Source organism: Superficieibacter electus (genome assembly GCF_002915575.1).
GTDB lineage: Bacteria > Pseudomonadota > Gammaproteobacteria > Enterobacterales > Enterobacteriaceae > Superficieibacter > Superficieibacter electus.
This window is the reverse complement of record NZ_PQGD01000019.1, coordinates 1-18,581: the sequence shown is the minus strand read 5'-3', so window position 1 is coordinate 18,581 and position 18,581 is coordinate 1. Positions and strand designations below refer to the sequence as shown.

Sequence of the window (18,581 nt, the reverse complement as noted above, 5' to 3'; positions counted from 1 at the left end):
ATTTACTGGCTGACGGTTGTTTGTGTAGCCGGGGTGGCAGGTTCGGGGCGTTCGGCGCGCGGCGTAGCATACCAGTAACCCAGGCCCATAAATACTGCGCCGGAAAAAGTATTGCCCAGCGTGACCCACAGCAAGTTATGGCCAATACCGGAGAGCGTATAGGCGTCGCTATGGTGCCCAAACCAGGAGAGCGCAAACAGGGTCATATTGGCGACGGAGTGTTCGTAACCGGAGGCGATAAAGGCCAGCAGGCACCACCAGATTGCAAGGAATTTTGCTGCACCTTCCGTACGAATCGCCATCCAGATAGCGAGGCACACCAGCCAGTTACATAGCGCGCCTTTAAAAAACAGCACGGTAGCGGGTGCTGCGGTTTTTGCCAGCGCGACGGTATGCACCAGGCTGGTATCAACCGGCAGCAGGCTACCGCCGCCCCAGTGGTACAGCAGCGCAACCAGAACGGAGCCAATTAAATTGCCAAGCCAGGTCTGCGGCAGGATCGCCCACATCTGGCCGTGGCTGATAGTGCCTGCTTTCACGCCCAGCGTCAGGAACATGGTGTGACCGGTAAAAAGCTCGGACCCGGCGATAATCACCAGGGTTAAGGCGATACCGAACGTTGCACCCATCACCAGCGGGCGCACGGCGGGATCGAGCAGATTGCCGAGGGTAAAGATGAGGATGATCCCCAGTCCCACATAAGCGCCCGCCATGGCGGAGCTTATCCAGAAACCAAGAGGACTATTGCTGTTGAGGCGTGCGATGCGCGCAGCGTTGGCCGCACACTTGTTAATCGTGTCGGTAAACATGTTGATTATCCTGAAGGTAATGAAAAATAAAAAAGCGAAAAGCGAAAACAACCCTCACCCTAGCCCTCTCCCTGAGGGAGAGGGGACTGCCCGGCGTTGTCCTTGTGTCCTGCATTCCTCGCGTGACTGCCCGGCGTTGTCCTTGTGTCCTGCATTCCTCGCGGGACTGCCCGGTGTTGTCCTTGTGTCCTGCATTCCTCGCGTGACTGCCCGGCGTTGTCCTTGTGGCCTGCATTGCTCGCGGGACTGCCCGGCGTTGTCCTTATGGCCTGCATTTCTCGCGGTCAGCGTTTGTCCGCGGGCGGTTTTTCTCCCTCTCCCTGAGGGAGAGGGCCGGGGTGAGGGGGGGGAGCCTTACAGCCGAATCTGAACCGCCCCGTCTTTAACGCGCGTATCGTAGTGTTTCACCGAATGGCTTTCATCTTCCATGCACAGCCCATCGCGCAGGCGGAAGCGCTGTTTTTTTAGCGGGCTTGCCACCCATAGCTCCTCCTGATGTTCGGCGATCAGCCCGCGAGACAGCACGCGGGCGTTAAAAAACGGGTCGATATTGCTGATAGCAAATACCTGCTCATCAGCGCGAGGGCGAAAAATCGCGACCTGCTCCGTTCCTGCTAATGCGCAGACGCCGGTTGCCGGGATGATATCGTCAAGTTTGCAGATAGTGTGCCACTGGCTCATGCGGTTTCCTCCACCAGAGTGACGGGGATACGTTCATACGGCGTTGCCGGACGATGTTGCGCGCGTTCCGGGACCACCTGAACGTTCGGATCGCGCTGGTCGCTGTTGATAAAGTGTCTGAAGCGAACCTGCGCCGCCGGGGTATTTACGGTCTCGGTCCATTCGCAAATCACTGCCTCACGCAGGCGTGCCATTTCCGCTTCAAGCTGCGTGTTAATGCCCAGTTTGTCGTCGATAATGACGCTGCGCACGTAGTCAATGCCGCCTTCCAGGCTATCCAGCCACGATGCAGTACGGGTCAGCTTATCCGCGGTGCGGATATAGAACATCATGAAACGATCGAGGTAATGCAGCAGCGTTTCGCGATCCAGATCGGCTGCCAGCAGGTCCGCATGACGGGGTTTCATTCCACCGTTGCCGCAGACGTACAGGTTCCAGCCTTTCTCAGTGGCGATGATGCCCACGTCTTTGCCCTGCGCTTCCGCGCATTCACGCGTACAGCCGGAGACGCCGAACTTCATTTTGTGCGGGGTACGGATGCCTTTATAACGGTTTTCCAGCTCGACGCCGAAGCCGACGCTGTCGCCGACGCCGTAGCGGCACCAGGTGCTGCCGACGCAGGTTTTCGCCATTCGCAGCGCTTTCGCATACGCGTGGCCGGTTTCAAAACCTGCTTCGATCAGTTGACGCCAGATTTCCGGCAGATCGTCTTTCTGCGCACCAAACAGGCCGATACGCTGCGAGCCGGTGATTTTGGTGTAGAGGTTAAATTCACGGGCAATGCGGCCCACTTCCATCAGCCCTTCCGGGGTGATTTCACCGCCGGCAGAGCGCGGGATCACCGAGTAAGTCCCGTCTTTCTGGATGTTGGCGAGGAAGTTATCGTTCGTATCCTGCAACGAGGTGTGCTCCGGTTGCAGGATATAGTCGTTCCAGCATGAGGCCAGCAATGAACCGACGGTGGGTTTACACACTTCACAGCCGTAGCCTTTACCGTATTTGTTCAGCAACTCATCGAAGGACTTAATGCCTTCCACGCGGATCAGGTGGTACAGCTCCTGACGGGAGAAGGCAAAGTGTTCGCACAGGTTGTGGTTCACTTCGATGCCCTGTTTCGCCAGCTCTGCATTTAGCACCTGGGTGACCAGCGGGATACAGCCGCCGCAGCCGGTCCCGGCTTTGGTTTCCGCTTTCAGCGCGGCAACGGTATGACAGCCTTTATTAATGGCTGAAATCAGCATGCCTTTGGTGACGTCAAAGCAGGAGCAGATTTGCGCGCTATCCGGCAGTTTATCCACGCCGATGGACGGTTTGCCGCCCGCCGCGTGAGCGGGAAGGATCAACGCATCCGGGTTTTCCGGCAGTTCAATGGCGTTCAGCACCAGTTGCAGCAGGTTGCCGAAATCGCTGGTATCGCCGACCAGCACCGCGCCGAGCAGTGTTTTGTTATCCGGGCTGACGATCAGACGTTTGTAGACTTCTTTGCTTTCGTCGAGATAAACGTAGCTGCGCGCGCCCGGCGTGCGGCCATGCGCATCGCCGATGCCGCCCACATCCACGCCCAGTAGTTTCAGTTTGGCGCTCAGATCGGCCCCGGCAAACACGTTTGGCGTGCCGAGAATATGGTCAACCGCCACCTGCGCCATTTTGTAGCCCGGCGCTACCAGCCCATAAACGCGATTGGTCCAGCTGGCGCATTCACCAATGGCGTAGATATCCGGGTCAGAAGTCTGGCAGGTATCGTTAATGATAATGCCGCCGCGCTGTGCGACGGCCAGACCACACTGGGTCGCCAGTTTGTCACGTGGACGAATACCGGTTGAGAAGACGATAAAGTCCACTTCCAGATCGCTGCCGTCGGCAAAGCGCATGGTTTTACGCGCTTCAGTGCCTTCCTGCACGATCTCTTTGGTGTTTTTGCCGGTGTGCACCCGCACACCCATGCTCTCAATCTTACGGCGAAGCTGTTCACCACCCATCTGATCCAGCTGTTCCGCCATCAGCATTGGGGCGAATTCAATCACGTGGGTTTCGACGCCAAGATTTTTCAGCGCCCCGGCGGCTTCCAGGCCCAGCAGGCCACCGCCCACCACCGCGCCGCGTTGACTGCGACGGGCGCAGGCTTCAATGGCATTCAGGTCTTCAATAGTGCGATAAACAAAACAATCCTGCGTCTCTGAGCCTTTAATCGGCGGGACCCACGGATAAGAACCGGTCGCCATGATCAGCTTGTCGTAAAAAACGGTACGCCCGGCGCTGGAATGGATGACTTTCTCCTGGCGGTTGATGGTAATGGCGCGCTCGCCAGTCAGCACCTTAATGCCATGTTTTTCATAAAAGCCTTCGCGCACCAGCGAAAGCTCCTCAGCGGTATGATGTGAAAAATAAGAGGACAGGTGGACGCGATCGTAGGCGACACGGGGTTCTTCACAGAATACGGTAATGTCGAACTGATCCGCCGGGGCTTTATCAAGAAGATCCTCAATAAAGCGATGGCCGACCATGCCGTTACCGATAATTGCGAGTCTGACTTTGCTCATTTTTGCCTCGATTTCTATTCTAATACCTCTACCTTAACGATTCAGCAACCGCACTTATTGATGTAAATCAAATACGCCTTTCACTACTCCTTAATGGGTAGATGACTGATTTGTCAGTATTTTTATAAGTGCCGGAAAACGCTGGCTTTTCAGGATTGATTAATTTGCAGGCAAATTGTGAGCTTTTTAAGCAATGACGATTACTCCCGCAGTTAACAGGAAGTACACATTTAGAGGGAGAAAAATGAAACCCCTTTTCAGGACGAAAAGGGGCGAAAGCGATTAGTGCGACGTTGCGACAGCGTGCTGACGATGACGGGTGACAAAACCCAGCGCCAGACACATAGCGAAGACGACAGCATACAGGCCATTAGCCGTTAACAGCGCCGCCTGTGGGCCGCTATGCGCCACGATAGGACCCGTTACGATAAAGGTCAGCATGGTGCCGATGGTTCCGCAGGTCAGAATAAAGTTCACCAGCTTCGGCGACGGTAACTTCGTTTGCTGCGATCCGAGCGTAATGATGGTGGTATAGATGGCGCTGGAGAAGAAACCGAGCGACAGAATAAACCACGGCATATGTTCGGGCTGCGCTTTAATGAAGAAGTACATCAGTACCGTCGCTACACCGGCAAGGACCACCAGAATACGTTGCAGATCAAAGAAGCGCAGGACAAAACTGAATACCCACATGCCTACCATGTATGACATCCAGAAATCACTGACCAGCTTACTACCATCGTTCAGGTTCATGCCAAGGCCTTTGGCGTATTCCGGCACCCAGGAGATAAAACCCAGTTGACCGAGGATATAGCACAGCGCGGCGATGGAGAGAAACAGCACGCCGATACCCCATTTTTCACGGGCTACCGGCTGGCTGTCTTTCGGCGCATGTTTGCCCAGTGCCGGGAATTCGCAGCCGAACGTCAGAATGAAGATGGCGACGTAAACCAGTCCGATACAGGCATAAACCCAGTACCATTCAATGCTGCGCGCCAGCAGATATGCGGCAACCATCGGGAAAATCATCCCCGCCATGCTGAAGAAAGAGTCGGTAAACAGCAGGCGTGAACCGCGCTGACGACCCTCATACATTTGCGTCACCAGAAACGTACCAATCGACATGGTGATCCCGCTCACCAGCCCCAGTACAAACATAGCGGCGGAGAAAAGGGCGAGGCTGTGGCTGAGCATCAACCCGGCAACAGCCAGCACCATCAGCACGAAGCCAAAGCGTAACTGTGTTTTCAGCGGTACGATTTCCATCAGCCAGGCATTGAGAAAAATGGAAATGAGGATACCTGCATTAAGAAAAGTGAAGGTGTTGCTCATGCTGGACACGGGCAAATTAAAATAGTTTGCGATATCTCCCATCACCACTCCGGTGACGATCACCAGCGCACCGGTAAGGGCGTAGGAGAGGAAGCTGATCCATGTGAGCTTAATTCGATTGCTGTTAGTCATGACTGGCCTGTGAATAGATATGTAAAGCGCATTGACTTTGCGCTGGGCGGATAGATTTTATGCAATCGAGTGATGTATTTAAATCTTTATTACAAAAAGTTTGCATCATTACATTCGTTATCGTGATGTTAATCACATTATATTATGCGGTAAACCGTGGTCCGGTCGGTTACAACTGTTTCAGCATCGTAAAATTAAGTAAAAGGCTGGCCTGGGGGGGAAAGCCTCTTTAGAATCAAGCCACTTGCTTTCGTTGCTGCCCCCGTTAAGGAAATCACATGCTCAAAACCACTCTGGCTGCGGTTGTTACCGTTTTCACACTCTCAGCACTCTCCCCGGCAGCGCTGGCCGCCAAAGGCGACCCGCACGTCCTGTTGACCACTTCAGCGGGTAACATTGAGCTGGAGCTGGACAGCCAGAAAGCGCCGGTGTCAGTTAAAAACTTTCTTGATTACGTTAATAGCGGCTTCTATAACAACACGACCTTTCACCGCGTGATCCCCGGTTTTATGGTGCAGGGTGGCGGCTTTAACGAGCAGATGCAGCAAAAGCAGCCGAACCCACCGATTAAAAACGAAGCCGATAACGGGCTACGTAATACGCGTGGTACTGTGGCAATGGCGCGCACTGCCGATAAAGACAGCGCGACCAGCCAGTTCTTCATCAACGTTGCCGATAACGCCTTCCTCGATCACGGCCAGCGCGACTTTGGCTACGCGGTCTTCGCAAAAGTAGTAAAAGGGATGGACGTTGCCGATAAAATTTCTCAGGCTCCCTCGCACGATGTTGGCCCTTATCAAAATGTGCCCACAAAACCGATTGTGATCCTCTCAGCGAAAGTCATGCCGTAACGGTTTCCGACGCGGATCGCCCGATCCGCGTCATCTTGCTTCCCTGCGTAACCTGAAAATGATGCTTATACTTGAGGCACATAAGGGCACAATCAGGGAGGTCAGTATGAAAAAGCTCACCGACAAGCAAAAAACCCGTCTCTGGGAACATCTGCGTAATGAAAACTTCCAGGCCAGCCGCCGACTGGAAGGGGTTGATATTCCTTTGCAGTCGCTGACGGCGGAAGATGCGCTGGCGCGTCTTGAAGAACTCAGGAGGCACTATGAGCGATAAATACGGCGACGGGCGCGACCCTTATCTCTATCCCGGTATCAACGTACTGCGTAACCGGCTGGGCATTCGTCAGGATAAACGGCTGGAGCAGGCGGCATATGAACTGACCGCGCTCCGGGCAGCCACCATTGAACTGGGGCCGCAGGTGCGTGGGCTACCGCATCTTTGCGCGATTCATCGCCAGCTTTATCAGGATGTATTCGACTGGGCCGGTCAGCTACGCGAAATTGACATCTACAAAGATGATACCCGCTTCTGCAATTTTCAGTATATCGAAAACGAAGGCAACGCCCTGATGCAGGCGCTGGAAGAGGAAGAATATCTGGCGGGGCTGGAGAAAAGCGAATTCATCGCCCGGCTGGCGCACTATTACTGCGAGATTAACGTCCTGCATCCTTTCCGCCTCGGTAACGGCCTGGCGCAGCGTATTTTCTTCGAGCAGCTGGCAATTCATGCGGGCTACGTGCTTGACTGGCGCGGTATTGATGTCGAGGCCTGGCGGCAGGCTAATCAGAGCGGGGCAATGGGCGATCTTGCGCCGCTGGAAGCAATCTTTACTGACGTGGTAAGCGAAGCAGCCGAAGTGGCGTGATGGCTGCTTTCATTTCATACGGCCCGGCGATATGTTGGGCCGTACAGGATAGTAAGCTTCATGCCTCGCCGCCCGGCGTGGTGTTTTGCCAGCAATTTGTTACCCTGTCGGCCTTCTTTCACTCGCGTGTCGAACTATGCTGCTCCTCATTGATAACTACGATTCTTTTACCTGGAACCTGTTTCAGTACTTTAGCGAACTGGGAGCCGAGGTGCTGGTGCGCCGCAATGATGAGCTGACGCTGGCACAGGTTGCCGCGCTTAATCCGCGTAAAATAGTGATTTCTCCCGGTCCTTGTACGCCGGATGAAGCCGGTATCTCGCTGGAAATCATTCATCGTTACGCCGGACAAGTGCCTGTGCTGGGCGTTTGCCTGGGTCATCAGGCTATTGCCCAGGCGCTGGGGGCCACCATTGTGCGGGCAGCGAAGGTGATGCACGGCAAAACGTCCCCGGTTACGCACAACGGCAATGGCGTATTCCGCGGGCTGAATAACCCGCTGACTGTCACGCGCTACCATTCGCTGGTTATCGACCCGCCGACGCTGCCGGAATGTTTTGAGGTAACGGCGTGGAGCGATAGCGGAGAGATTATGGGCATCCGCCACCGGCAGTGGGATCTGGAGGGCGTACAGTTTCATCCGGAAAGCATTCTGAGTGAGCAAGGGCATCAGCTACTGGCGAATTTTCTGCATCGCTGATTTATAGTTGCCATTGAGTGATTTTTTATGCATATTTTGTGATTATAATATCACATTCATTTCTGCATGAAGAAGGGTGGGCATGACATGGCAACTGAACAACCAGCAATAACGCGCGCAACGTTTGATGAAGTGATCCTGCCGATTTATGCACCGGCTGAGTTTATTCCGGTCAAAGGACTGGGCAGCAGGGTGTGGGATCAGCAGGGCAAAGAATACGTTGATTTTGCGGGCGGAATTGCGGTGACTGCGTTGGGGCATTGCCATCCGGCGCTGGTTGAGGCGCTGAAAACCCAGGGTGAGACGTTGTGGCATACCAGCAACGTGTTTACCAACGAGCCAGCGCTGCGTCTGGGACGCAAGATTGTCGATGCCACTTTTGCCGAGCGGGTCGTCTTTATGAACTCCGGCACGGAAGCCAATGAAACCGCGTTTAAACTGGCGCGGCATTATGCCTGCGTGCGCCACAGCCCGTTCAAAACCAAAATTATCGCTTTTCATAACGCTTTTCACGGCCGCTCGCTGTTCACCGTTTCCGTCGGCGGACAGCCAAAATACTCCGACGGCTTTGGGCCAAAACCGGCAGACATTATTCACGTACCGTTTAACGATCTCCACGCGGTCAAGGCGGTAATGGACGATCATACCTGCGCGGTGGTGGTAGAACCGATTCAGGGCGAAGGCGGGGTGATGGCAGCGACGCCGGAATTTTTGCAGGGATTGCGCGACCTGTGCGATCGCCATCAGGCGCTGCTGGTGTTTGATGAAGTACAGTGCGGTATGGGACGTACCGGCGATCTCTTCGCCTATATGCATTATGGCGTGACGCCGGATATCCTCACCAGCGCCAAAGCGCTCGGCGGTGGTTTCCCGATCAGCGCCATGCTTACCACCCATGAGATTGCCAGTGCATTTCATGCCGGTTCGCACGGTTCAACCTATGGTGGTAATCCGCTGGCCTGCGCGGTGGCCGGTGCCGCGTTTGATATTATTAACACGCCAGAGGTATTAAGCGGCATCAATACCAAACGTCAGCGCTTTGTGCAGCACCTGCAACAGATCAATGAGAAATACGCGCTATTCAGCGACATTCGCGGGATGGGGCTATTGATTGGTGCCGAACTGCAACCGCAGTTCAAAGGCCGGGCGCGTGATTTCCTGTACGCTGCCGCAGATGAAGGCGTAATGGTGCTCAACGCCGGGCCTGATGTCATGCGCTTTGCGCCATCTCTGGTGGTAGAAGAGGCGGATATTGACGAAGGCATGGCGCGATTTGCCCAGGCGGTGGGGCAGATTGTTAGCGCTTCTCGCCGCTAAGCGTTCTGTTTAACCAGATCCCATGATGCGGACGCTGACGCCAGGCTACCGACGAGATGGTATGCATGGTGTTCAGGTGTCCGATAATGCGCTCAAGGTGCCGCTCCATCGTACTGAGCGGCCCTTGTGGCGCGGCGTCAGGCGCTTCCAGAATATTAGCGTCCCCCGTGCTGCCCGCACCTTCTGAGTTTAAGCGCTGCTGGCAGCGCTGAATGCCGATTTCGCAGGATTGCAGATAGCGCTCCGCCAGATCCGGCGTCAGCATATTATGCTCGCGCGCCAGGGTGGTCATGGCATTGATATGCTCGACGATAAACTGGCTGTGCGTTACCCACAATTTCATGTCTGCCAGATACCGGGTGTTAAAGCCCGGCTCCTGCATGGCCTGATTTAATGAGTTAAACAACGTGTTATGCGCCTGATTAACCCGCATACGGTGATACGCGAGCGTCGGGGCCTGCGGGTCGTCGCTTAATATCAGCCGCAGCGCATCCTGGTCTGCCTCCAGCGCCGCGTGGGCATTTTGTCTCAGCAAGCCGCTTTGCCACTGCGGCCATAACCAGACCATTCCGCCGAAGGCAATCAGGCAGCCCAGCGCCGTGTCGATCATTCGTGGCAGAATAAACTGCTCACCGTTAAGGTTGATCAACTGAAGGGTATATACCGCGGTAACGGTAAAACCAATCATCGCCCAGCCGTAATTTTTTCTCAGGATCAAATAACTGAGGAGGGTGATGGCGAGCATTGCGCAGAGGGTAAAACCATCCGGCACCTTAAAATGCAGGGTCGCGCCCGCTATCATTAGCCCGACCAGCGTGCCCAGCGTCCGGTGGAGAATGCGCACTCGCGTCGCACCATAGCCGTTCTGCGTCACAAACATAATGGTCATTAAGATCCAGTATGGCTTGGGCAGATGCAGCACATTTCCGGCAAGACTGGCGATACTGAGCATGACGCTAAGCCGGGCGGAAGTACGCAGCGCGGGAGATTTCAGCGACAGGTAACTTTTTAAGGCGGACCACAGCGGCAGGCGGCGCTGGCGGTCGGCCATTAAATCGCGCGGGTAAAGCGGACGCAGCGTCTTCAGCACGCGGGCGATGCGGCTGAAATGCCAGGCGCAGAACTGACCCACGGGATTTTCCGGGTTTTGCCGGGCAATTTTCTCCAGCGCGCCAATCTGTTTTTCCATCGTAAAACGGCCAGAGTAGCGATGATAGAGAATATCGTCGGCCATCACGCGCAGCCGCGTGGCAATGGTCTGCGCATTCCAGCGGATCACCGCTTCTGCATGGCTTTGCTCCACCAGCTTTTGCACCTCTTCTGGCTGGTGAAGACTGACGGAAATATGCTCCTGCAAATCCAGCGCCATCTGGAACATCCAGCGCAGCCGCTTGTAGTTGTGATGCTTTTTTTCTGACAGCATGTACAGCTGCTGGTAGCACTGGGTAATTAGATCTACCGTTTTCTGCTGACGCGCCAGCAGTGGGGGCAGCGCATTTTCCGGATCGGCGTGCTGCGTTAACAGGCTGTATTTTGCTTCACAGTAATCCCCAAGCTGGCGATAAAGCAGGCTTAATGATTCGCGCAGTGGCTGTTCGCGCCATAGCCAGAACCAGAACCAGTTAAACAGACCGTACCAGAGCGTACCGGTGGCATACAGGAGCATCGGTTGCCATACCGGCATGGAACCCGCCAGACTGAGGGTGAAAATAGCGGCAATGAGTGAGGCGGGGAGCAGACGCGCGTGCAAGGGACTGATTTCCGCCGTCACACCCAGGATCAGTGCCAGCGCGGTCAGGACCAGCGGTAACGGTGCGCCCTGCGCCAGCAGAAGTTGAACGGCCAGGCTGCTGCCGGCGAATAGTGTTCCGCCAATAATAAGGCGTTTAAAAAATCGCTTATGCGGCGTATCGAGACCGGCAATATTGCAGCAGGCAGGGACAAGCGAAAAAAGCAGGCCATACTGGAGCTGGCCGACGATCAGGCCAATAGCCACGGGCAAACACAGCACCAGCGTTTGTCGTAGTGCATAGTTCACTTCCGGGTGATAGATAAGCCTGCGCCACATAGAAGGTGATCGGCGCATTACAATGAATGCGCCGACTGTCGAGCTTAGCGGGTGCCGTAGACGACGATAGTTTTACCGTGCGCGGAGATCAGGCTCTGATCTTCCAGCATTTTCAGGATACGCCCCACCGTTTCGCGAGAGCAACCGACGATCTGGCCAATCTCCTGACGGGTGATTTTGATTTGCATGCCGTCCGGGTGGGTCATAGCATCCGGCTGTTTTGCAAGGTTAAGCAGCGTCTGCGCAATACGGCCGGTGACATCGAGGAAGGCGAGGTTGCCCACTTTTTCAGATGTGACCTGTAAACGGCGCGCCATTTGCGCGGATAGCCGCATCAGAATATCCGGGTTAACCTGGATAAGCTGACGGAATTTCTTATAGGAGATTTCCGCCACTTCACAGGCGGTTTTTGCACGTACCCAGGCGCTACGTTCCTGGCCCTCTTCAAAAAGGCCCAGTTCACCGATGAAATCGCCCTGGTTGAGGTAAGAAAGGATCATCTCTTTCCCTTCTTCATCCTTAATCAGTACTGCCACGGAGCCTTTGACGATGTAATACAGCGTCTCCGCCTTTTCACCCTGGTGAATTAGCGTGCTCTTCGATGGGTACTTATGAATGTGGCAATGAGACAAGAACCATTCGAGAGTCGGGTCTGTTTGCGGTTTGCCAAGCACCATGCGCGGTTATCCTCTGTTATAAGCTATCTCCGGCGGCTAACGGCGTCGCCTCCGGGGTTGCAATCGTATTCTTCCCTCTGACGGGAAGTTGACTGTCGGTATGCTCCGCAGCCGTTAATCTAAAGTCCTTTGCATACATGCGCCAAAGTCAATATATCACTGTAGCATCCCGTCTGTTTTAGCATAGCTTTTGCCGCCTGTCTCCTGGTGTCTCGCTTCAGCATGATGTAGGTCGCCTTACGTTGCGAGAATTGTTATGTGCGCGTAATCTGTGAAGAAAATTACCATGCTGGAGTGGATGTTTATGCAAGCGCGAGTGAAATGGGTAGAAGGGTTAACATTCTTAGGCGAGTCGGCGTCCGGGCATCAGGTTTTAATGGACGGCAACTCGGGTGATAAGGCTCCCAGCCCAATGGAAATGGTGTTAATGGCGGCGGGGGGATGCAGCGCAATCGACGTTGTCTCCATCCTGCAAAAGGGACGTCAGGAGGTCACCAACTGCGAGGTGACGTTGACCTCAGAGCGCCGTGAAGAAGCCCCGCGTTTGTTTACCCATATCAATCTGCACTTCATTGTCACCGGTAATGACCTGAAAGATGCTGCGGTGGCGCGGGCGGTGGATCTCTCTGCCGAGAAGTATTGTTCAGTGGCGCTGATGCTGGGTAAGGCCGTGAATATTACCCATTCCTATGAGGTGGTCGCCGCATAGGATAGGGCCAGCAGCGGCGGTCTAATGCCGGGTGGCGCTGCGCTTACCCGGCCTACGGGCCGGGGTAAAATCATACAATATCAACCGATTGTAATGCCGGGTGGCGCTGCGCTTACCCGGCCTACGAGCCGGGGTAAAATCGTACAATATCAACCGATTGTAATGCCGGTTGGTGCTGCGCTTACCCGGCCTACGGGACGGATGATGGCGTACACTGTCAATAATGAATGTAGGCCCGTGCAAGCGCCAGCGCCGCCGGGCAAAGGTGCGCCGGGGCCGTAGCAGGGGGATTTTACCCTGATACTATTCGATCTTTTTGCCTTCCATCAGCCGTTGCACCAGCGGCAGCATAATCAGTTCCATGGCCAGACCCATTTTTCCGCCGGGCACCACCAGGGTGTTAATGTGGGAAATAAACGATCCCTGAAGCATTGCCAGCAGCCACGGGAAATCAATGCCTTCCAGATTGCGAAAATGGATCACCACAAAACTTTCGTCCAGCGAGGGGATGCCTTTGGCGGCGAAAGGATTCGAGGTATCCACGGTCGGTACCCGCTGGAAGTTAATATGGGTGCGGGAAAACTGCGGAGTGATGAAGTTAATATAATCTTCCATTGAGCGTACCACGGAGTCCATCACTGCCTCACGAGAGTGGCCGCGTTCGCTGGTGTCGCGGATCAGTTTCTGAATCCATTCCAGGTTGACGATCGGCACCACACCGACCAGCAAGTCAACATGGCGTGCCACGTCATGTTGAGGGGTGACCACACCGCCGTGTAATCCTTCATAAAACAGTACGTCAGTGGGTTCCGGCAACGGCTGCCACGGCGTAAATGTGCCAGGCACCTGATTCCACGGCACCGCTTCGTCATAGGTGTGAAGATACTTACGCGCCTGGCCTGTGCCTGAATGGCCGTACTCAATAAAGGTGTTTTCCAGCAGGCCGAAGTCGTTAGCCTCGGGTCCAAAGTAGCTGATATGCCGTCCCAAATCGCGCGCTTTGCGGATCGCCATATCCATTTCCGGGCGGGTATAGCGATGAAAGCTATCGCCTTCGACTTCCGCCGCATGCAGGTTGAGCTGGGCAAAAATTTTACGGAAGGCAAGGCTGGTGGTGGTGGTTCCCGCACCGCTGGAACCTGTAACCGCAATCACCGGATGTTTGGCAGACATAGCAACTCCCTGAGTAATCAGTAAAATCAGTCGCGGAACTGTTTACGAGGCATAATATTGACCGTCTCATGCAGTTCTGACCACACCAGCACGGCGTCGCCCGTTTGCAGCTGATGTTTGACGTCGGCGACTTTTTGCTCGAGCGAACGTTCATGTTCACCATAATCGGTGCCTTCGCGCAAGACAAAGCTTTCAATCAGGCTGTCGAGGGTATCAGGGGCGAGATCCTGCCAGGGAATAATCATCTCAGGCTCCGAGGTATGTTTTTAGCCAGTCGGGGATACGTTTTTCCAGCCACATTTCCGGGTGCCGCAACGTACCGCCGACAAATCCCACATGACCACCATGCTCGGTGAGCTGGTATTCCACCTGCGGCGGCAAAGTGTCGGGGTCGGGAATAACGTGGTGATCCATAAACGGATCGTCTTTAGCATGGATGATCAGCGTCGGTTTGGCGATCTGATTGAGCAGCGGCATCGCGCTGCACTGACGATAATAGTCGATAGCATCGGCAAAACCGTGAATACGCGCGGTGATCAAATCGTCAAACTCACGCAGGCGGCGGACCTGTTTGAGCTGGGCCAGTTCAATGGGGAGCGTGCCGGGATACGCCTTCAGTTTGCGGGTTGCATTCCCTTTGAGCAGGTTAAGCAGGTAGCGCTGATAGACGCGGGAAAAGCCTTTTTCCATGTGATAACTGCAGGCTTCCAGCACGAAGGGCGCGGAGACGATCGCCGCTGCATCCAGCGGAGCTTGCGCACCTTCTTTTGCCAGTAGGCACGCCAGCATATTGCCCCCCAGCGAGTAGCCCACCGCCGCTGTAGGCACGTTGCCAAATTCGCGCTGCAGCCAGTGTAAAAACCAGGTGCCGTCTTCGGTTTCACCCGAATGATAAATGCGATTCAGACGGTTGGGTTCGCCGCTACAGCCGCGAAAATGCATCACTACGCCGAGCCAGCCACGCGCTTTCGCGGCATTGATCAGGCCGTGCGCGTAGGGGCTGTGCAGGCTGCCCTCCAGGCCGTGAAAAACCACCAGCCGGGGTTTATGTCTCGCCTGATGCGGATCTTCACTCCACGCAAGATCGACAAAATCACCATCCGGCAAATCCAGGCGGTGCCAGACGGGCGTAAACAGCACACGGCGGCGCAGCAGGCGCGGCAGCATGGTTTGCAGATGCGGATTCCGCGCCCACGGCATGGGGTGGAAAAATGGCGTATCGTTTTGCCCGATGAGCGTTTCTTCAGATGAAATTTGAGCCATGACCGAGGTTTGTATAAGAAAGTTGCGTCACACTATAACCCGTAATCATTAGTGCGGTTTATGCATTTAAGGGGCTGGCCTTTATTCAGCCAGTAGATTACGGGAAAAAAGATGGATATCCACGCCGGGCTTGCGCCGCCACAGCCGTGCCTTGCGTGCGCCGGTCGCCACGCTTTCGCCGGTCTCTTCCAGCATGCCCGAAGCCTCAATACGGCGGATCAAACTTTTCCGCTGAATAGGCTGGCCGAGGATGATTTCCGTTGCTTCCTGAAGCTGCGCATGAGTAAACGTCTCAGGCAGGCAATACACCGGCAGCAGGGAATACATGGTTTTTTGCCGCAGGCGGTGCAAACCGGCCTGGACGATAGCGGCATGATCAAACGCGAGTTCATAGCCAGCGAGCGAACGTACCGGGAGCCATTTCGCATCGCTGACGGTGGCAATATGCGGCGCGCAATCCACCCAGGAGATAAGTGCAAACCAGCTAACCGTCAGACTCCAGCCGCGCGGATCGCGCTCTGGCCCTGAAAACGTGTCGAGCTGTTCCAGCCACGATGGTGAGATACCCGTTTTTTCGGTCAGCTTGCGCAGCGCGGTATCGCGTGTCGAGGCGTCACGCTTGATGTCGATGAAACCGCCCGGCAATCCCCAGCGCCCCTGCTGCGGCTGACTGGCGCGCTCCACCAGCAACACACAAAGCTCGCCCTGATGCAGGGTAAACAGCACACTATCTACCGTCACCAGCGGCGACGGGAAACGGCTGGCATCGTAGTTTTTCAGGTATTCCGCTTCTGTCGTCATTTACCGGGGCCGCTCGTAGTGGAAAGAATGTCCCAGTTTACCAGCCCGGTCCGCACAACACAGGCGCTTTTTTTATTTCGGTTATCAGGCAATTAAGGCTATTTTGCTTTTTGGTCAAAAAATAACTTGCATAATATGTGTCTTAGGGACATTATTAAATTGTCGCAGGGACAATAATTGATTGAGAGGGCGAACAAATGGAAAAACGGTTGCAGTTATTCATTGATAATCAAGAAATTGCCATCACAAACGGCGTTTTTCCCGATGGCGCAGTATGGCTGAAAGTAACGGGTGCGCTACCGGACACGGCGCGGTTGATGCGCATCCGTGCCGCCGCGATGCGTGATATGAATGACTTCATGCTGCTGGCGCAACTGGTGGATGCCGTGCACCATACCACCGATGTGCTGGTCAGCCATCTGGAATTGCCGTGGCTGCCATGGGCACGTCAGGACCGTTATATGGTGCCGGGCGACAGCTTTGCGCTGAAGGTTTTCGCCCGCCAACTCAACACCCTGCGTTTTGATAAAGTGAAGGTGCTTGATCCGCATAGCGACGCGGCAGGCGCGGCGATCGATAATTTTGTCACTGTACCGCAAGAAGTCTGTTTGCTGCACAGCCCCACTCTGGCTCGTCAATTTCAGCAGCAGGCGCTGATGCTGGTCGCTCCCGACGCTGGCGCGCTGAAAAAAATAGATGCGGTTGCCAGAGCGGTTGGCGCATCTGACTATGCGGTATTAAGCAAAAAGCGCGATGTGGCGAGCGGCAATCTGACTGGCTTTGCGCTGGTTTCCGGCGAGGTGAAGGGCAGGGATGTGCTGATTGTTGATGATCTGTGTGACGCAGGCGGCACGTTTATCGGCTCCGCTCAGGTACTGCGCGACGCTGGCGCACGTAGCGTCAGCCTGTACGTGACGCACGGCATCTTTTCTAAAGGCGTGGAGCATCTGCTCGAAAATGGCATCGACGCGATTTACACCACTACGTCAATAACCTCACCCACGCTGGCGCATCCAAAACTCGAACTGATTGATATTGCGGCTATTTACGGCGCTTAACGGAGAAGACATCATGAAAATGAACCCCATTCTGGCTATCGATGGCTACAAGGTATCGCACCGTGTGCAGTATCCGCAGGGCACCACGAAGGTGTACTCCAACTTTACGCCGCGCAGCGATCGCTTCTTTCAGTCCCCGCTCGCCGATGGCAAGCTGGTGTTCTTCGGTTTGCAGGGTTTTATGCAGTGGTTTCTGGTCGATCTGTTTAACGACGCCTTTTTCTCCCGCCCGGAAGATGAAGTTGTCAATGAATACAAACAGGTGATGGACAGCTATCTGGGGCGTGATGCCGTGGCCGTCGATCATATTCGTACCCTGCACCGTACGGGCTATCTTCCGCTGCACATTAAAGCGCTGGATGAAGGCAGTAAAGTGCCGATGAAGGTGCCGGTGCTGACGATTACCAATACCCGCGACGATGCGTTCTGGCTGGTAAATTACCTGGAAACGGTGCTTTCAGCGGAGCTATGGAAAGCCTCGACTAATGCCACCATCGCACACCACTACCGTAAGATTTGCGAAAAGTGGGCGGCGAAAACCTGTACGGATGTTTCACATCTCGATTTTCAGTGCCACGACTTTTCTTTCCGGGGTCTGTCCGGGTTACAGGACACCATGCAGTCAGGGAGTGGTCACCTGCTGAGCTTTAAAGGCACCGACAGCATTCCTTCCATCCTGTATGCGCGGGATTACTACACCGACGGTGAAGACTATTTTATCGGCGCGAGCATTCCGGCGACGGAGCATAGCGTAATGTGCATGGGTCAGCACGACGGGGAAATTGAGACGTTTCGCCGCCTGATTGCCGACCTTTATCCGCAGGGATTTGTCTCAATCGTCTCGGATACCTGGGACTACTGGCGCGTACTGACCGAATATACCCGCGAGCTGAAAACGTTAATTATGAACCGTGAAGGACGCGTGGTGTTCCGGCCTGACAGTGGCGATCCGGTGGAAATCCTTTGTGGTACCGGGGCGGATGATGATACTCGCGCTGAGCGCAGTCCGGAAGAGAAAGGTTCTGTCGAAGTGTTATGGGACATTTTTGGCGGCACGGTGAATGAGAAAGGCTATAAAGTGCTCGACCCGCATGTTGGGCTGATTTACGGTGATTCCATTACCCTTGAACGGGCGAATGAAATCCTGCGCCGTCTGGAGGCAAAAGGCTTTGCCAGTTCTAACGTGGTGTTTGGTATTGGATCTTTTACCTATCAGTACAACACGCGTGATACTTTCGGTTTTGCGATGAAAGCCACGTGGGGGCAGGTAAATGGGGAAGGCCGCACTATCTTCAAAGAGCCGAAAACCGATAACGGCATGAAACGCTCTGCCCGTGGTCTGCTGCGTGTTGAGCGCGATGCGCAGGGCGAACTGATGCTGCATGACGAGCAAACCTGGGATCAGGAGCAACAGGGTGAGCTCAAAACCCGGTTTCTCGACGGTAAGCTGGTGAATCGTGAACATTTTGAGCAGATCCGCCAGCGTCTGGCGGCGCAAGGTTAACGCTGCCTGTGACATGCCGGGCACACCCTCACCCCGGCCCTCTCCCTGAGGGAGAGGGAGTACTCCGTACACCCCGCAGGCCCGGTAAGCGCAGCGCCAC

18 protein-coding genes are annotated in these 18,581 nt (G+C 54.9%); 8 read left to right on the top strand and 10 right to left on the bottom strand.

Annotation, left to right across the window (positions count from 1 at the left end; all coding sequences use genetic code 11):
• Window positions 1–2 precede the first annotated feature (2 nt).
• From nirC to tsgA, 4 genes are all read right to left on the bottom strand, one after another.
• Window positions 3–809, bottom strand: a complete 807-nt coding sequence (nirC, locus tag CHU32_RS20655; protein WP_103677210.1) for a nitrite transporter NirC — start codon at window positions 807–809, stop codon at window positions 3–5.
• 354 nt (window positions 810–1,163) lie between these two features.
• Window positions 1,164–1,490: a nitrite reductase small subunit NirD gene (nirD, locus tag CHU32_RS20650; RefSeq protein ID WP_103750924.1), complete on the bottom strand. Its 327-nt coding sequence runs from the start codon at window positions 1,488–1,490 to the stop codon at window positions 1,164–1,166.
• The gene (gene nirB / locus CHU32_RS20645; protein WP_103677208.1) at window positions 1,487–4,030 is read right to left on the bottom strand and encodes a nitrite reductase large subunit NirB; all 2,544 of its coding nucleotides are present in this window, start codon (window positions 4,028–4,030) and stop codon (window positions 1,487–1,489) included. Before nirB ends, nirD begins: the two co-directional genes overlap by 4 nt.
• A gap of 282 nt (window positions 4,031–4,312) precedes the next feature.
• Entirely contained in the window at window positions 4,313–5,494 is a 1,182-nt protein-coding gene (tsgA, locus tag CHU32_RS20640) for an MFS transporter TsgA (protein ID WP_103677207.1), read from the bottom strand.
• 278 nt (window positions 5,495–5,772) lie between these two features.
• On the opposite strand from tsgA, the gene ppiA reads away from it, so the two are divergent.
• The 5 genes from ppiA (at window position 5,773) to argD (ending at window position 9,228) form a co-directional block, all read left to right on the top strand.
• Complete coding sequence (gene ppiA / locus CHU32_RS20635; protein ID WP_103677206.1) at window positions 5,773–6,345, top strand: peptidylprolyl isomerase A; 573 nt, start codon at window positions 5,773–5,775, stop codon at window positions 6,343–6,345.
• 106 nt (window positions 6,346–6,451) lie between these two features.
• Window positions 6,452–6,619: a YhfG family protein gene (locus CHU32_RS20630; protein WP_103677205.1), complete on the top strand. Its 168-nt coding sequence runs from the start codon at window positions 6,452–6,454 to the stop codon at window positions 6,617–6,619.
• A complete protein-coding gene (locus tag CHU32_RS20625; RefSeq protein ID WP_103677204.1) occupies window positions 6,609–7,211 on the top strand; it encodes a putative adenosine monophosphate-protein transferase Fic in 603 nt (200 codons plus the stop codon). The genes CHU32_RS20630 and CHU32_RS20625 overlap by 11 nt, the downstream gene beginning before the upstream one ends.
• Before the next feature lie 136 nt (window positions 7,212–7,347).
• Complete coding sequence (gene pabA, locus CHU32_RS20620; RefSeq protein ID WP_103677203.1) at window positions 7,348–7,911, top strand: aminodeoxychorismate synthase component 2; 564 nt, start codon at window positions 7,348–7,350, stop codon at window positions 7,909–7,911.
• An 87-nt stretch (window positions 7,912–7,998) separates the two neighbouring features.
• Entirely contained in the window at window positions 7,999–9,228 is a 1,230-nt protein-coding gene (gene argD / locus CHU32_RS20615; protein WP_103677202.1) for a bifunctional acetylornithine/succinyldiaminopimelate transaminase, read from the top strand.
• Here argD and CHU32_RS20610 read toward each other — a convergent pair.
• Together CHU32_RS20610 and crp are read right to left on the bottom strand one after the other, a co-directional pair.
• Window positions 9,209–11,296, bottom strand: a complete 2,088-nt coding sequence (locus tag CHU32_RS20610; protein ID WP_103677201.1) for a YccS/YhfK family putative transporter — start codon at window positions 11,294–11,296, stop codon at window positions 9,209–9,211. The genes argD and CHU32_RS20610 overlap by 20 nt on opposite strands.
• A gap of 44 nt (window positions 11,297–11,340) precedes the next feature.
• Window positions 11,341–11,973: a cAMP-activated global transcriptional regulator CRP gene (gene crp / locus CHU32_RS20605; RefSeq protein ID WP_103677200.1), complete on the bottom strand. Its 633-nt coding sequence runs from the start codon at window positions 11,971–11,973 to the stop codon at window positions 11,341–11,343.
• Between the two features lie 304 nt (window positions 11,974–12,277).
• Here crp and CHU32_RS20600 point away from each other — a divergent pair, with 304 nt between their 5' ends.
• Window positions 12,278–12,682, top strand: coding sequence for an OsmC family protein (locus CHU32_RS20600; protein ID WP_103677287.1), 405 nt, complete (start codon window positions 12,278–12,280; stop codon window positions 12,680–12,682).
• Window positions 12,683–12,985: 303 nt separating this feature from the next.
• On the opposite strand, the gene CHU32_RS20590 is transcribed toward CHU32_RS20600, so the two are convergent.
• From CHU32_RS20590 to CHU32_RS20575, 4 genes are all read right to left on the bottom strand, one after another.
• Window positions 12,986–13,855 (bottom strand): phosphoribulokinase, encoded by an 870-nt coding sequence (locus CHU32_RS20590; RefSeq protein ID WP_103677198.1) that lies wholly within the window; start codon window positions 13,853–13,855, stop codon window positions 12,986–12,988.
• 26 nt (window positions 13,856–13,881) lie between these two features.
• Window positions 13,882–14,100, bottom strand: a complete 219-nt coding sequence (locus CHU32_RS20585; RefSeq protein ID WP_103677197.1) for a YheU family protein — start codon at window positions 14,098–14,100, stop codon at window positions 13,882–13,884.
• A gap of 1 nt (window position 14,101) precedes the next feature.
• Window positions 14,102–15,118 (bottom strand): hydrolase, encoded by a 1,017-nt coding sequence (locus CHU32_RS20580; protein WP_103677196.1) that lies wholly within the window; start codon window positions 15,116–15,118, stop codon window positions 14,102–14,104.
• 81 nt (window positions 15,119–15,199) lie between these two features.
• Window positions 15,200–15,919 carry an NUDIX hydrolase gene (locus CHU32_RS20575; RefSeq protein WP_103677195.1) on the bottom strand — a complete coding sequence of 240 codons (720 nt, stop codon included), beginning with the start codon at window positions 15,917–15,919 and terminating at the stop codon, window positions 15,200–15,202.
• 197 nt (window positions 15,920–16,116) lie between these two features.
• Between CHU32_RS20575 and prs the strand changes: the two genes are divergently transcribed.
• A complete protein-coding gene (prs, locus tag CHU32_RS20570) occupies window positions 16,117–16,977 on the top strand; it encodes a ribose-phosphate diphosphokinase (RefSeq protein WP_103677194.1) in 861 nt (286 codons plus the stop codon).
• Between the two features lie 13 nt (window positions 16,978–16,990).
• The gene (locus CHU32_RS20565) at window positions 16,991–18,481 is read left to right on the top strand and encodes a nicotinate phosphoribosyltransferase (RefSeq protein WP_103677193.1); all 1,491 of its coding nucleotides are present in this window, start codon (window positions 16,991–16,993) and stop codon (window positions 18,479–18,481) included.
• The last annotated feature ends 100 nt before the right edge of the window (window positions 18,482–18,581 follow it).

What these genes read in the sequence shown, in the direction of transcription:
- nirC (WP_103677210.1), bottom strand. Translation starts at nt 809, where the DNA reads ATGTTTACCGACACGATTAACAAGTGTGCGGCCAACGCTGCGCGCATC.
- nirD (WP_103750924.1), bottom strand. Translation starts at nt 1,490, where the DNA reads ATGAGCCAGTGGCACACTATCTGCAAACTTGACGATATCATCCCGGCA.
- nirB (WP_103677208.1), bottom strand. Translation starts at nt 4,030, where the DNA reads ATGAGCAAAGTCAGACTCGCAATTATCGGTAACGGCATGGTCGGCCAT.
- tsgA (WP_103677207.1), bottom strand. Translation starts at nt 5,494, where the DNA reads ATGACTAACAGCAATCGAATTAAGCTCACATGGATCAGCTTCCTCTCC.
- ppiA (WP_103677206.1), top strand. Translation starts at nt 5,773, where the DNA reads ATGCTCAAAACCACTCTGGCTGCGGTTGTTACCGTTTTCACACTCTCA.
- CHU32_RS20630 (WP_103677205.1), top strand. Translation starts at nt 6,452, where the DNA reads ATGAAAAAGCTCACCGACAAGCAAAAAACCCGTCTCTGGGAACATCTG.
- CHU32_RS20625 (WP_103677204.1), top strand. Translation starts at nt 6,609, where the DNA reads ATGAGCGATAAATACGGCGACGGGCGCGACCCTTATCTCTATCCCGGT.
- pabA (WP_103677203.1), top strand. Translation starts at nt 7,348, where the DNA reads ATGCTGCTCCTCATTGATAACTACGATTCTTTTACCTGGAACCTGTTT.
- argD (WP_103677202.1), top strand. Translation starts at nt 7,999, where the DNA reads ATGGCAACTGAACAACCAGCAATAACGCGCGCAACGTTTGATGAAGTG.
- CHU32_RS20610 (WP_103677201.1), bottom strand. Translation starts at nt 11,296, where the DNA reads ATGTGGCGCAGGCTTATCTATCACCCGGAAGTGAACTATGCACTACGA.
- crp (WP_103677200.1), bottom strand. Translation starts at nt 11,973, where the DNA reads ATGGTGCTTGGCAAACCGCAAACAGACCCGACTCTCGAATGGTTCTTG.
- CHU32_RS20600 (WP_103677287.1), top strand. Translation starts at nt 12,278, where the DNA reads ATGCAAGCGCGAGTGAAATGGGTAGAAGGGTTAACATTCTTAGGCGAG.
- CHU32_RS20590 (WP_103677198.1), bottom strand. Translation starts at nt 13,855, where the DNA reads ATGTCTGCCAAACATCCGGTGATTGCGGTTACAGGTTCCAGCGGTGCG.
- CHU32_RS20585 (WP_103677197.1), bottom strand. Translation starts at nt 14,100, where the DNA reads ATGATTATTCCCTGGCAGGATCTCGCCCCTGATACCCTCGACAGCCTG.
- CHU32_RS20580 (WP_103677196.1), bottom strand. Translation starts at nt 15,118, where the DNA reads ATGGCTCAAATTTCATCTGAAGAAACGCTCATCGGGCAAAACGATACG.
- CHU32_RS20575 (WP_103677195.1), bottom strand. Translation starts at nt 15,919, where the DNA reads ATGACGACAGAAGCGGAATACCTGAAAAACTACGATGCCAGCCGTTTC.
- prs (WP_103677194.1), top strand. Translation starts at nt 16,117, where the DNA reads ATGGAAAAACGGTTGCAGTTATTCATTGATAATCAAGAAATTGCCATC.
- CHU32_RS20565 (WP_103677193.1), top strand. Translation starts at nt 16,991, where the DNA reads ATGAAAATGAACCCCATTCTGGCTATCGATGGCTACAAGGTATCGCAC.